The sequence below is a fragment of the Phenylobacterium sp. genome, from assembly GCF_028290885.1.
Classification (GTDB): domain Bacteria; phylum Pseudomonadota; class Alphaproteobacteria; order Caulobacterales; family Caulobacteraceae; genus Phenylobacterium.
On record NZ_JAQGIZ010000311.1, the window covers coordinates 1 to 12,762 of the forward strand.

At 68.5% G+C, this 12,762-nt stretch carries 12 protein-coding genes; 8 read left to right on the forward strand and 4 right to left on the reverse strand.

The window, feature by feature from the left end:
- From pyrE to acpS, 3 genes are all read left to right on the forward strand, one after another.
- Positions 1-546, forward strand: a 546-nt coding sequence (gene pyrE, locus JWP28_RS20205) for an orotate phosphoribosyltransferase (RefSeq protein WP_299545653.1), incomplete at its 5' end; no start/stop codon positions are given.
- 198 nt (positions 547-744) lie between these two features.
- Positions 745-1,503: a pyridoxine 5'-phosphate synthase gene (locus JWP28_RS20210; protein WP_299545654.1), complete on the forward strand. Its 759-nt coding sequence runs from the start codon at positions 745-747 to the stop codon at positions 1,501-1,503.
- The gene (gene acpS, locus JWP28_RS20215) at positions 1,500-1,898 is read left to right on the forward strand and encodes a holo-ACP synthase (protein ID WP_299545655.1); all 399 of its coding nucleotides are present in this window, start codon (positions 1,500-1,502) and stop codon (positions 1,896-1,898) included. Before JWP28_RS20210 ends, acpS begins: the two co-directional genes overlap by 4 nt.
- Before the next feature lie 42 nt (positions 1,899-1,940).
- On the opposite strand, the gene JWP28_RS20220 is transcribed toward acpS, so the two are convergent.
- From JWP28_RS20220 to JWP28_RS20235, 4 genes are all read right to left on the reverse strand, one after another.
- Entirely contained in the window at positions 1,941-2,303 is a 363-nt protein-coding gene (locus JWP28_RS20220) for a hypothetical protein (RefSeq protein WP_299545656.1), read from the reverse strand.
- Positions 2,304-2,449: 146 nt separating this feature from the next.
- The gene (locus JWP28_RS20225) at positions 2,450-3,226 is read right to left on the reverse strand and encodes a sulfite exporter TauE/SafE family protein (protein ID WP_366143830.1); all 777 of its coding nucleotides are present in this window, start codon (positions 3,224-3,226) and stop codon (positions 2,450-2,452) included.
- Between the two features lie 399 nt (positions 3,227-3,625).
- Positions 3,626-5,611, reverse strand: a complete 1,986-nt coding sequence (locus JWP28_RS20230; protein WP_299545658.1) for a tetratricopeptide repeat-containing sulfotransferase family protein — start codon at positions 5,609-5,611, stop codon at positions 3,626-3,628.
- Between the two features lie 194 nt (positions 5,612-5,805).
- On the reverse strand, positions 5,806-8,199 hold the full coding sequence (locus tag JWP28_RS20235; RefSeq protein WP_299545659.1) for a TonB-dependent receptor: 2,394 nt from the start codon (positions 8,197-8,199) through the stop codon (positions 5,806-5,808).
- Positions 8,200-8,887: 688 nt separating this feature from the next.
- Here JWP28_RS20235 and lepB point away from each other — a divergent pair.
- The 5 genes from lepB to JWP28_RS20260 form a co-directional block, all read left to right on the forward strand.
- Entirely contained in the window at positions 8,888-9,670 is a 783-nt protein-coding gene (gene lepB / locus JWP28_RS20240) for a signal peptidase I (protein ID WP_299545660.1), read from the forward strand.
- Positions 9,667-10,398, forward strand: a complete 732-nt coding sequence (rnc, locus tag JWP28_RS20245; protein WP_299545661.1) for a ribonuclease III — start codon at positions 9,667-9,669, stop codon at positions 10,396-10,398. The genes lepB and rnc overlap by 4 nt, the downstream gene beginning before the upstream one ends.
- Positions 10,395-11,327, forward strand: a complete 933-nt coding sequence (gene era / locus JWP28_RS20250) for a GTPase Era (protein WP_299545662.1) — start codon at positions 10,395-10,397, stop codon at positions 11,325-11,327. The genes rnc and era overlap by 4 nt, the downstream gene beginning before the upstream one ends.
- Positions 11,328-11,600: 273 nt before the next feature.
- Positions 11,601-12,332: a DNA repair protein RecO gene (recO, locus tag JWP28_RS20255; RefSeq protein ID WP_299545663.1), complete on the forward strand. Its 732-nt coding sequence runs from the start codon at positions 11,601-11,603 to the stop codon at positions 12,330-12,332.
- Between the two features lie 176 nt (positions 12,333-12,508).
- Positions 12,509-12,762, forward strand: a 254-nt coding sequence (locus JWP28_RS20260) for a DNA gyrase subunit A (protein ID WP_299545664.1), incomplete at its 3' end; no start/stop codon positions are given.

Below are 12,762 nucleotides of genomic sequence, written 5' to 3' on the forward strand. Positions count from 1 at the left end.
GGCGCGCTGCGCGAAGGCCATTTCATCCTGGCCTCGGGCCGGCACAGCCCGATGTTCCTGCAGAAGAACCTGGTCTTCCAGTACCCGGAGCGGACGGCTCGCCTATGCAAGGCGCTGGCGGAGAAGATCGAGGCGCAGTTCGGCAAGCCCGACCTGATCGTCTCGCCGGCCGTCGGCGCGATCATCCCCGGCTACGAGACCGCCCGCTGGCTGGGCGTGCCGGCCATGTACGTCGAGCGCGAGGAGGGGGCGTTCAAGCTGCGCCGCGCCTTCCGGATCGAGCCCGGCGCCAAGGTGGTGGTGATCGAGGACGTGATCACCACCGGCGGCTCGTTCCGCGAGGCGGTCGAGCCGATCGAAGCGGCAGGCGGGGTGGTGCTCTGCTGCGCCTGCCTGGTCGACCGCTCCGGCGGCCGCGCCGACGTGGGCTTCCCGCTGGTGGCGCTCGCCACCCTCGACGTGCCGTCCTACCCCGCCGACAACCTCCCCCCCGCACTCGCCGCCCTGCCGGCCGAGGAACCGGGCAGCAAGCGGTTAAGAGCATGAAGAAGATCCACGAACCACACAAACACCACGAACGCGCTCTGTCCGTCGCGAGCGCAGCTCGCCCTCCCTCGAGACGCCCTGCCTCTCAAGAAATGGCCTACGGCCGCTACGCTTCCGCGGCGCGTTCGTGGTGTTTGTGTGGTTCGTGGTTCCAAATATCTGAGCAGCGGCTCGCGTCGCCGAGCGGGAGAGAGGCGCATGTCTAAGCTCCGCCTGGGCGTGAACATCGACCACGTGGCGACCGTGCGGAACGCCCGCGGCGAGGGCTATCCCGATCCCGTGCGCGCCGCCGAGATGGCGCTGGCCGCCGGCGCCGACGGCATCACAGCCCACCTGCGCGAGGACCGCCGCCACATCTCCGACGCCGATATCGACGCGCTCGCGCTGATCACCAGACGCCGCGGCCGACCGCTGAACCTGGAGATGGCGGTGACGCCGGAGATGGAGGCCATTGCGCTGGCGCACCACCCGCATGCCGCCTGCCTGGTGCCCGAGCGCCGCGAGGAGGTGACCACCGAAGGCGGCCTCGACGTGGTCAAGGGCCACAACGCCATCACGCCGGTGGTGCGCAGGCTCGCCGACGCGGGCATCCGCGTCTCCTGTTTCATCGATCCGGACCTGGCCCAGGTCGCGGCGTCGCGATCCGCGGGGGCCCAGGTGGTCGAATTGCACACCGGCGCCTACTGCCAGGCGGTGCGCGAGCGCTCGCCCGACACCGAGGCCTTGCTGCAGAACCTCAAGAAGGCCGCCCGCGAGGCCGCGCGCCTGGGCCTGGAGGTCCACGCCGGCCATGGCATCGACTACGAGACGGTGAAGCCCATCGCCGCCATACCCGAGCTGGTGGAGCTCAACATCGGCCATTTCCTGATCGGCGAGGCGATCTTCATCGGCCTGGGCCCCGCCATCCAGCGGATGCGCGCGCTCATGGATGAAGCCCGCGCCGAAAGGGCCGCATGATCATCGGTCTTGGCTCCGACCTCTCGGACATCCGGCGGATCGAAAAGACCCTCGAGCGTCACGGCGAACGCTTCACCCAGCGCATCTTCACCGACGTCGAGCGCGCCCGCTCGGAGCGCAAGAACGATCGGGCCGCCAGCTACGCCAAGCGCTTCGCCGCCAAGGAGGCCTGCGCCAAGGCGCTCGGCACCGGCATGCGCCGCGGGGTCTTCTGGCGCGACATGGGGGTGGTCAACCTGCGCTCCGGTCAACCGACCATGGCGCTGACCGGCGGGGCTCAGGCCCGGCTGCTGGAGATCATGCCGCCCGGCTGCCGGCCCGCCATCCACCTCAGCCTCACCGACGACCACCCCTACGCCCAGGCCTTCGTGATCATCGAGGCGCTGCCGGAGTGAGCCTCCTGGCGCGCCCTGCCTGAGCGGCAGGGCGAAATAGATCTAGGCGGGGTGAGCGCCTGGCGTGCCGCACTTGGCGAACTTGCCCTTGTCGTTCTTGCAGCGTTGGGCCTTGGCTGGCCCCGCCGCCGACGCTGGCCCCGCCGCCGACGCCGGTCCCGCCGCCGCCGTCGCCGCCTCCGGCCCCGACGCCGAGGCGGGCTTCGCCGACGTCATGACGGACTTGGCGCCTTTGGATTTGCTCATCTTTGAGGTCTTCGCCGACACGCCGCCGCACACCTCGGCCTTCGCGAACTGGCCCTTGGCGTCATGGCAGCGCCCGTTGGCGTCCATCGTCTGTGCGCTGGCGGATCCGGCGAACAGGAAGGCGGCCGCAGCGGCCGCTATCAGGGTGGTCTTCAGCATTGCAGTCCCTCCGACTGGCAGCCGGATTGCCCGGCTATTCGCCAACCATTGGTCTGCGACCCTTGTTCCGCTTGATGCCGGCGGCGGCCTTCACGAAGCGGCGTCCCCCGCCGCCAGGCCGCCGGGTCTCGGGAGGAGTCCGTCGGCTAGAGGGCTGCGGTCTTGATGGCCTTCGCCACCGCCGGGAAGCTGTCGGCCGCCTTGATCAGCAGCCCCAGGCCTGAGATCCCCAGCAGGATGAAGGTCACCCGCCGGAAATTGACGTCCGACAGGGACCTGTAGAGCTTCACGCCCATGAGCGTGCAGGGCAGCACCACCGGAACCGTGATCGCCACCAGCAGCCAATAGGTCTTGCCGAAGGTCTCGGGCCGCTGGAGCGCAAGGAGCGAGATCGACAGGATCTGGAGGACGAAGATGTAGGGCTGGACGATGGCCCGGGACTCTTTTTTCGGCAGGTGGCGCAAGCCGCTCCAGACCACCACGGGCGCCCCCGGAAAGGCGGTGAACCCGCCGATGACGCCGCCGGACATGCCGACCAGGGACGAGCTGAGCCAACTGCCCTGCACCCGCGCATGCGCTCCGTGCGGCCTCAGCAGGGAATAGCCGGCATAGAGGACCAGGAATGAGCCGAACACGAACATCAGGTCCGACGTCGGCAGCGAGCTCAGGATCGCCAGCCCCACCGGCACGCCGAGCAGGCCGCCGAGCAGGTACGGCGCCGGTCCATCCGGCCACCAATGCTTGATCGGCTTCATGTCCGCCTTCAGTTGCCTGAGCGACATCACCTGGTTGGCGGCCGACAGGGTCATCAGCAGCGGGACGCCGAGCTTCGGCGGCAGCAGGATGAGGCACAGGGCCCCGATCGCCGAGAAGCCGAAGCCGGAAAGTCCGCTCATCAAGGCGGACGCGGCGAGGATCACCACAAGCAGCGCAATCGTGATCGGCGAAAAACCGTCAATAAGCAAAACACTGACCTCTAAAATTCACGCTATGTCTGAAGCGATCTTGGCCTCGTCGTTCAGCAACCGATCATTGCGTCATCTCGCTTTGCTGCCCTGCTTCACCGACGACGGGCAGGCTTTCGCCTCCGGGTTCGTCTGATGGTTCACCCCTGGCCATAAGCTGGGGCGCGGAAGTCTTTTACGCCGCGGATCGGCCGGGTCGCGGCCAACTGGACCATCAGCGCCAAAGAGAGGCCTCTCTCGGCGAGGTCGCCCAGAAACTCATCAGTCTCGCAAAGCCGGCGCCTCCGCTGGAACAGTTGCGCTCGTTGGATTTCACTCGGCGGCGTGCGGGCGAGTCGCGCACGGTCGATGCGCGATCTAGACGCCGCCGGTCGGGGCGCCTCGCCACCCTTCCAACGCCGGCCCCAGTGCGGTCTTCAGCGGTTCGAGCCAGGGTTCGAAGGCGCGCCACTGCTCCAGGCCGCCGCGGAAGATCGGCTGGCGCACCTGTTCGGAGCTGACGGTCCGGACGGCGCGGCTGTTCTCGTAGAACTTCAGGCAGGCCGCCTCGAAGGGCAGGCCGCAGTGGTCGAGCAGGCGCGCGACCTCGCGCTCGGTGTCCTCCACCAGGTCCTCGTAGAGCACCCGGTGAACGCCCCCGGGCAGCGACGCGTCGAAGTGGGCCATCAGCTCCACGTAGTCGCGGTAGTAGCGCCCGATGTCGGCGAGGTCGTAGGAGAACCCCTGGCCTTGCGCGAAGTGCTGCTTGAAGGCGGAAAAGCCGGACGCCATCGGGTGCCGGCGCGCATCGATGATCCTGGCGTTGGGCAAGATCAGGTGGATCAGGCCCACATGCAGGAAATTGTTGGGCATCTTGTCGATGAAGAAGGGCCGGCCGAGCTTGCGGTGCGCCCGGGTGGCCGCGATGTAGGCCTCGCCCAGCGCCGCCAGCGCCGGCGCCGCGAGATCGGCCAGGGCTTCGGGATAGGCCCGATCGAACCCTCTGGCGATCAGGCCGATGTCGGGCAGCTCCATCGTACCCTCGACCTGTGAATGGCTGGCCAGGATCTGCTCGATCAGGGTCGATCCGGACCGCGGCAGGCCGACGATGAAGATCGGCGCGGCGCTCGGCGAGCCTGAGCCTGCGCGCGCCGCGAAGAACGGCTGTGTAAAGAGCGCCCGGGCCCTGCGCGCCTGCGCGCTGGTCTCGTCCGGATCGTAGGGGATCTCGGCGCGCCGGATCGCGGCGCCCGTCGCATAGTGCTCGAACGCGCCGGCGTGCGCGCCGCGGTCCTCCAGGGCCTTGCCGAGCGCGTAGTGCAGGTGCAGCCGGTCATCGGCGGTCAGGTCCGGGCGCGCCAGGACGCCGATAATCGCCGCTTCGTCGGCCGGCGTCAGCGCGGCGACTTTCAGGTTGGCGAGGCTCCAGTAGGCGTCGCCCAGCCCGGGCGCGAGCTCCAGGCTTCGCTGGTAGGCGCCGACCGCGTCCTCGCGCCGCCCGACGGCCCGCAGGGTGTGGCCGTAGTTCAGCCAGAGCCGGGGCTGCTTCGGATAGTCGGCGAGCAGGGCCTCATAGATGCCGATCACCCGTTGGTCCTCACCCACCAGCGCGAGGCAGGCGGCGAGCAGGTTCAGATAGGCCGGATCCTTCGGCGCGCGGGCGACGAGGCCCTCGATCTCCGCCAGAGCCTGGGCCGACTTCTGCTGGCGGAACAGCGCCTCGGCATGGCCGAAACGGGCGCCGTCGTGGGCGGGGTCCAGCTCCAGGGCGCGCGCGAACAGGATCTCGGCGTCGCCGTGGCGCGCCAGGCGAAGCTGGATCTCGGCCAGCATCCGGGTCGCCGCGGCGTCGGCGAGATGGCGCAGGAGGTGGGCCCGCAGCTGCTGTTCGGCCTCTGCGACCCGGCCGGCGAACAGCGCCTCGGCTGGGCCCCGCAGGGCAGGGTCGGTCACCGCCGCGCGCCTGTGCTGGGCGAAGGCGGTCTCGGCGCCGGCGATGTCGCCCTCCTTGAACCTGAGGTCGCCCAGGGCGCGCCAGGCGTCCGCCAGGTCGCGGTTGATCGCGGTGGCCTGCTGCAGGGCCGCCGCGGCCGCCGGCGCGTCGCCCAGTTCGGCGAGCGCGAGGCCCAGTTCGTACTGGGTGTTGGCGGCCCGCGGGTAGGCCCTGGCCAGCGGCGCCAGCACCGCCCTGGCCGCCGCCGGGTCGCCCAGCCGCCGTCGGGCCGAGCCCAGGATCAGCAGCGCCCTCGGATCGCTGGGCGCCGTCCGGAGAATGGCTTCCGCCGCGCGCCGGGCCTGCGCCGGATCGTTCGCCAGCAGGGCGGCCGCCCGCTCGACGATACCCCCCCGGTGCGCCTCAGCCATCCCCATCCTGTCGCATCGTTACTTGCAGCACCCGCTCACGCCTGCGCCGCCCCGCCGCCAGCGTCGATGAGGTCGATGCGCGAAGCGGGCGACTTTCACAACCTACGCTGCAAAAAAGAGCAGATCGGAACAAGCCGGGAGCAGGGCGGATCGAGTTCGCCTCAATCCGCCCCTTCCGGCGTCTGGGCCGGCCCTTAGAAGGTCAGGGTGACCCGACCGTAGTAGTAGCCGCCGTTGATGCCGAACGGCGAGAAGGTCATGGGTGCGTTCCAGACGTTTCCGCCGTCCGCCGGCTTGCCGATAGACAGGACGGGCACGGTGGGCGGCCTCTCGTCGAGCAGGTTGTTGGCGCCGACGTCGAGCTTGATCGCGTCGGTGATCATATAGCTGACGTTGAGGTCGGTGATCGCGGTGACGCCGATCTTCAGCTCCGTCGTGACGTTGGAGGTCGAGACCAATTCCGACGACTTGCCGTACACCGACTCCCGCAGGTTGACGGTCCACTTCCCGAGCTTCCAGAACGCGTTCCCAACCAACTTGTCCTTGGGGGTGGCGGTCGTCAGCCCGCTGAGCGCGCTGGCCGAGAGCAGCGAGGTCTGGGTGATGACGGTGGGCGCCGCGGAGAAGTCCTGGGCCGGCAACGCCGCCAGCTTGGTGATCGTCGTCTCGTTGTGGTTGTAGCCCAGGCTCCAATCGACGCGGCCGTATTCCGCGAAGTCGGACGCGTAGGTCACGGTCGCCTCGATCCCGCGGGTGCGGGTGTCCACGGCGTTGGTGAAGACCGAGATGCCGGCGTAGGAGATCCCCGAGTCCAGCGTGTTGCCGTGGGCGGTGATGGCGTTGAGGATCGCCTGCGAGATGACGTTGTTCTTGCCGCCGGCCACGGCCGAGCCATAGAGGAAGCCGGTGGTCTGGATCCGGTCCCGGATTTCGATCTGGTAGGCGTCCACCGTGATCTGCAGCCCGTCCGCCGGGTGGGCGACGAAGCCCACGCTGTAGTTGGTGGACTTTTCCGGCTTCAGAGGGGCGAACCCGGCGATCACCGCCGCCGCGGAGTTGGCCGGGAGCTGGACCGTGGCGGACGACGGAGAGACGTTGGTCCCTGAGTAGAACTCCTCCTGCAGGGTCGGGGCGCGGAAGCCGTTGCTGATCGTCCCGCGGATGGCGATCATCGGACTGAAGTCGTAGCGGGCGGTCAGCTTGCCGACCGTCGCCTCCCCGAAGTCGCTGTAGTGGGAATAGCGGCCGGCCAGGTCCACATGCAGGCCGGTGATCGGATCGACCGCCAGGTCGACATAGCCGGCGTAGTCGGTGCGGGTGTGCTTGCCGGCATTGGAGGGATCGTAGCCGGTGAACGACTGCGCGCCGGCGCCGAAGTAGGACGACGGCTCGCCGGCGACGATTTCGAATTCGTCGCGGCGGGTCTCGGCCCCGAACGCAAGGTTCAGCGGCGAGGCTGCGCCGACGTCGAAAGTCTTGACGATGTCGAGATTGCCCGTCCACTCGCTCGAGCGGAAGGTGCCGTCGTAGAAGTCCCGCTGCGGGATGATCGGTGTCGCCGACGCCGCCGCCAGAACCGGGAAGAGCTGGGCGTTGGCCGAGTTCTTTGTGTAGATGTCGTCCTTGTCCTGGCCGTAGGTGCTGGAGAGGTCCCAGCTCCAGCCCTCCAGGTCTCCCTTGATCCCGACGGTGAACCCGAAATCGTCCTCCGCCAGGGATTCGGTCGGGTTGAAGCCGGCGGGAAGCGGATAGTACTTCACGCCCGTAGATGTGGTGCCGCTGATCTTGGTCGGAACCCGGTAGTTCTCGAAGGAATCCGCGTTGCGGTGGCTGTAGCTGCCGGTGCTGTAAAGCTGGATGCCGCCGCCGAGGTCGTAACCGCCATTGTAGAAGAAGTTGTAGATGTTGTAGTGCGCGTCGCCGACGATGCGGTTCACGTTCGGCGAGCCAGGCTGCAGCACCACGCCCGCGGCGTCGATCGGGTTGTCGGTGGGGAGCAGCTTGCCGTTGATGTCGAAGAGGCGCCGGTCGGCGCCGCCTTGCTGGCTGAAGTCGTGGTAGCGCTCTTCGAGGGTGAAGTTCAGGAAGCCCTTGTCGCCCAACGTCATGCCGTTGTTGAAGGACCAGGCTCCGGTCTTGCCGCCGTTCTCGAAGTACTGGCCGCCGGTGGCGGTCACCGATCCGCCGTGGTCGGCGCTCTTCAGGATGATGTTGACCACGCCCGCGACGGCGTCGGAGCCGTACTGCGCCGCGGCACCGTCCTGCAGCACTTCGATGTGGTCGATCGCGCCCACCGGAATGAGGCCCAGGTCGGCCGTCGCCGAGCCCGAATAGGGGCTGCCGCCGAGCACGGAGAGGTTGGCGGTGGAATGGCGTCGCTTGCCGTTGATCAACACCAGGGTGTCGTTCGGGCTCAGGCCGCGCAGCGCCGCCGAGAGCGTCAGGTTGGCGGCGTCCCCGCCGAAGGCTTGCGCGTTGAAGGACGGCAGGTTCTGCGCGATGGCCTGGATCAGGTCGGGCTGGCCCACCTGCTTGAGCGCGGTGGCGCCAAGCACCTGGATCGGGGCGGGGCTGTCGGCGGCCTTCATGCCGAGAGCGCGTGTTCCGGTGACGATCACCTCTTCGACGCTACTTGCCGCACTGGCGTCAGCTGCGGCAGCATTTGAAGCAATGCACGCGGTAAGCGCGATTACACTCGCGCTCATATAAATATTGTTCAAGATGAGCCCCCATTGTTGTTTGGAAGCCCTTCCGATGTTCCCCGCCTATTCCTCGATAGGTTGATTTAAGGATGATCGCGTTCTGGTTTGTGTCCACTACCCGTGGCGATAAACATCCGAATACGCACCGTTTCCACCGCGTCCGGCGAGAATTTGAGCAAGCGGGCGCCTTGGATTTCGGCGCCCGGCGGCCGGCGCCCGGTTTTGAGGCGGCGGCAAGGCTCGCGGTGCAGCTTGTGCCTCTCGGACGGGCGGCCGATGGTTCGGGCTTCGCCGGGAAACGGACAGTTCGGCGTGTCTTCGCCGCAACAGGCCGGGGCCTATCGAGCGCCGGGCGGTCGGCCGGGGGCTTGCGGCCGAACCGGGGCGTGAGCGCGGCGCTGCCATCGGGCCTTCTGGCCGGCTCCGCCGCCGCCCCGTCCCGCGACACTTGGGCGCTCGCCGTACTTACAAAGAGGTCATGACCTTATCTTCACGGGCACAGAACTTGCTCACGCGCTATCCAACGCGTAGCAACGGCCCGTTCGCGACGGCGGACGCCCCTGAAGGACTATCCATGAGCGAGACCATGAAGGCATCGGCGCCCCCCGAGAAGTCCGGCGCGATGGCCGAAGTCGTCGAGATCATCAAGACGATCATCTACGCCCTGCTGATCGCGCTGTTCCTGCGCGTCCTGTTCTTCCAGCCCTACACCATCCCCTCGGCGTCGATGGAGCCGAACCTCTACGAGGGCGACTACATCATCGTCTCCAAGTGGACCTACGGCTATTCGAAGCACTCGATCCCGCTCAGCCCGCCGCTGTTCTCCGGCCGCATCCTGGAGCGCCCGGCGCACCGCGGCGACATCGTGGTGTTCAAGCTGCCGCACGACAATTCGACCGACTACATCAAGCGCATCATCGGCTTGCCGGGCGACCGCATCCAGATGAAGCAGGGCCTGCTCTACCTGAACGGCAAGCAGGTGCCGCGCGTTTCCCTGGGCACGGTGCGCGAGGATTCCGGCTATGGCTTCATGCACGACGTCACCCGCTACCGCGAGACCCTGCCGGGCGGTAAGAGCTACGTCACCAACGACTTCGGCCCCACCGGCGACCTCGACAACACCGACGTCTACGTGGTGCCCGAGCACCACTATTTCATGATGGGCGACAACCGCGACAACTCCTCCGACAGCCGGGTCTCGCCCGAGGCCGGCGGGGTGGGCTACGTCCCGGCGGAGAACCTCGAGGGCAAGGCGCAGATCATCCTGCTCTCCTGGAAGGCCGGCGCCTCGATCTTCAAGCCGTGGACCTGGGTGCTGAACGCCCAGCCCAGCCGGTTCTTCCACCTGCTTCAATGAACACGCGTGTCGCGGCGATCGCCGAGCTCGAACGCCGCATAGGGTACGCCTTCGCCGACCGCGACCTCCTGGAGCGGGCGCTCACCCACGCCAGCGTCGGCGACGGGGCCAAGGCCGTGCTCCACAACGAGCGGCTGGAGTTCCTCGGCGACCGGGTGCTCAACCTCTGCGCGGCCGAGCGGCTGATGGCGCTCGATGCCGATGCGCGGGAAGGGGAGATGTCGCGGCTGATGGCCAGCCTGGTGAACTACCACGCCTGCGCCCGCGCCGCCCGCGCCTGCGGCCTGCCCGAGGCCATGCGGTTCTCGGCCAGCGCCAGCAAGGTCGGGGTCCGCAACTCCGATGCGGTGATCGGCGACGCCTGCGAGGCGCTGATCGCGGCGCTCTATATCGACGGCGGCCTGGAGACGGCGCGCGCCTTCTTCCTGACGTTCTGGGCCGACGAGTTCGCCCACCTGGACGAGCCCCGCGGCAAGGATCCCAAGACCCAGTTGCAGGAGTGGGCGCAGGCCCGCGGCCTGCCGCTACCGGCCTATGAGCTGGTGGGCCGCGAGGGTCCCGACCACGCGCCCTGCTTCACCGTCGCCGTCGCCATCGCGGGCTTCGCGCCGGAGACCGGCCAGGGCCGCTCGCGCCAGGACGCCGAGAAGGGCGCCGCCCAGCAGATGCTGCTGAAACGCGAAGGGGGCCCCTCCGAGGAGGCTGGCCCCGCAGGAGTTGAGCTATGACCCGCGCCGGCTTTGCCGCCATCATCGGCGCCCCCAATGCGGGCAAGTCGACCCTGACCAACCGCCTGGTGGGCGCCAAGGTTTCCATCGTCACCCAGAAGGTGCAGACCACCCGCTTCCCGGTGCGCGGCGTGGCCATGGAGGGCGACGCGCAGATCGTGCTGGTCGACACCCCGGGCATCTTCCAGCCGCGCCGCCGGCTCGACCGGGCGATGATCCGCGCCGCGTGGGGCGGGGCGCGGGACGCCGACGTCATCGTCCACCTGGTCGACAGCGTCGCCGAGCTGGCCGCCCCCGAGCCGGGCGCCAAGGCCGCCGACAAGCGCGCCGCCATCGACGTGGAGTCCATCGTCGAGGGCCTGAAGGCCGCCGGCAAGCAGGCCATCCTGGCGCTCAACAAGATCGACGGCATGAAGCGCGACACGCTCCTGGCGCTCTCCAAGCGACTCTTCGACACCGGCGTCTATTCGGAGGTGTTCATGATCTCCTCAGCCGACGGCTCGGGCGTGGACGACCTCAAGCGCCGCCTCGCCGCGCTGATGAAGGAGGGTCCCTGGTTCTACCCGGCCGAGCAGACCGCCGACATTCCTGCGCGCCTGCTGGCCGCCGAGATCACCCGCGAGAAGCTCTACCTGCGGGTCCACGAGGAGCTGCCCTACGCCGCCGCCGTCGAGACCACCGCCTTCGAGGAGCGCAAGGACGGCTCGGCCCGCATCGAGCAGACCATCTACGTGGAGCGCGAGAGCCAGCGCCCGATCATCCTCGGCAAGGGCGGCCAGACCCTCAAATGGATCGGCCAGAAGGCCCGCGAGGAACTCGCCCAGCTCCTCGACCGCCCGGTCCACCTCTTCCTGCACGTCAAGGTCGACGAACGCTGGGCCGACAAGCGCGAGTTCTACGGCGACGTGGGCCTCGACTTCGACGCCTGAAGAGGTTGTCCACGAACCACACGAACCACGCGAACGGGTTGGTCCTTACCCGAGCCTCCGCGCCAGCGGAGGCTCGGAAATTCCAACCACGAAAGACACGAAAAACACGAAATGGGCGCAGCCCCGTCTGAACTCTGCAGTCTCGGTGATCCACGCCGCTTTCGTGTTTTTCGTGGTTGCTCTTCTTGAGCGCCCGCTGCGCGGGCCTCTCTGCGCCGGACGCCCGTTCGTGTGGTTCGTGTGGTTCGTGGACAATCTGCTAGCTAGGCGCTGATGGAATTCGAAGACGACGCCTTCGTGCTCTCCGCCCGCCCGTTCGGCGAGGCGGGCGCGATCGTCGAGCTGCTCACCGCCAACCACGGCAAGTACGCCGCCCACGTGGCCGGCGGCGCCTCGCGCCGGATGAAGCCGTTCCTGCAGGCCGGCGCGGCAGTCACCCTCCGCTACCGCGCGCGGGTCTCCGACCAGCTCGGCTCGGCGGTGCTGGAGCCGGTGGGCGAGGGGCCCTCGGCCCTGTTCGACGACGCGCTCGCGCTGGCCGGCCTCGCCGCCGCCGCCGCCGTCGCCGCCGGGGCGCTCCCGGAGCGCGAGCCGCATCCGGGCGCCTACCTGGCCTTCCAGGCGCTCATCGAGGCGCTCGCCGCCACCGACCTCTGGCCCGCCGTCTTCGTCCGCTTCGAGGCGGGCCTGCTGCAGGAGCTGGGCTTCGGCCTCGACCTCTCCAAGTGCGCCGCCACCGGCGCCACCGACGACCTCGTCTACGTCAGCCCCAAGACCGGCCGCGCCGTCTCCCGCCTCGCCGGCGACCCCTACCGCGACCGCATGCTGACCCTGCCGCCCTTCCTGCTCTCCAGCCAGTCACGCCTGGGCCCCGGCGACGTCGGCGCCGGCCTGGCCCTCACCGCCCACTTCCTCGAGCAGTTCATCTTCAACCCCATCAACCGCCCCCTGCCGCCGGCCCGCCTCTGGCTGGTGGACCGGTTGAGCGATGCGGGGCGGTTGTAATCGTCTTCCCCCGGTACGGGGAAAAGGTCGCCAATGGCGAAGCCGGGCGACAATGGGGGAGGTATCTTCTTTCCGCCCACTTCCCCCATCGACCTTCCAGCCTTCGGCTGTCAGGGACTGGTTTCCCCCGTACCGGGGGAAGACCCTAAGACGCCGACTCCGCGTATGTTGAGCCCATGAACGATATCACCACCACCCCGCCCCCAAGCGGTTCCGGCCCCGGCGACCGGATCATCGACGAGCCGCTCAGCGAGGCGCTCTCCCGCCGCTATCTGGCCTATGCGCTCAGCGTCATCACCGACCGCGCGCTGCCCGATGTGCGCGACGGCCTCAAGCCTGTGCAGCGGCGCGTGCTCTACGCCATGCGCGAGATGCGGTTGAACCCGGAATCCGCGGCCCGCAAGTGCGCCAAGGTGGTCGGCGAAGTGAT

What these genes read in the sequence shown, in the direction of transcription:
- JWP28_RS20210 (WP_299545654.1), top strand. Translation starts at nt 745, where the DNA reads ATGTCTAAGCTCCGCCTGGGCGTGAACATCGACCACGTGGCGACCGTG.
- acpS (WP_299545655.1), top strand. Translation starts at nt 1,500, where the DNA reads ATGATCATCGGTCTTGGCTCCGACCTCTCGGACATCCGGCGGATCGAA.
- JWP28_RS20235 (WP_299545659.1), bottom strand. Translation starts at nt 8,199, where the DNA reads ATGAAGGCCGCCGACAGCCCCGCCCCGATCCAGGTGCTTGGCGCCACC.
- era (WP_299545662.1), top strand. Translation starts at nt 10,395, where the DNA reads ATGACCCGCGCCGGCTTTGCCGCCATCATCGGCGCCCCCAATGCGGGC.
- lepB (WP_299545660.1), top strand. Translation starts at nt 8,888, where the DNA reads ATGAGCGAGACCATGAAGGCATCGGCGCCCCCCGAGAAGTCCGGCGCG.
- rnc (WP_299545661.1), top strand. Translation starts at nt 9,667, where the DNA reads ATGAACACGCGTGTCGCGGCGATCGCCGAGCTCGAACGCCGCATAGGG.
- recO (WP_299545663.1), top strand. Translation starts at nt 11,601, where the DNA reads ATGGAATTCGAAGACGACGCCTTCGTGCTCTCCGCCCGCCCGTTCGGC.
- JWP28_RS20220 (WP_299545656.1), bottom strand. Translation starts at nt 2,303, where the DNA reads ATGCTGAAGACCACCCTGATAGCGGCCGCTGCGGCCGCCTTCCTGTTC.
- JWP28_RS20230 (WP_299545658.1), bottom strand. Translation starts at nt 5,611, where the DNA reads ATGGCTGAGGCGCACCGGGGGGGTATCGTCGAGCGGGCGGCCGCCCTG.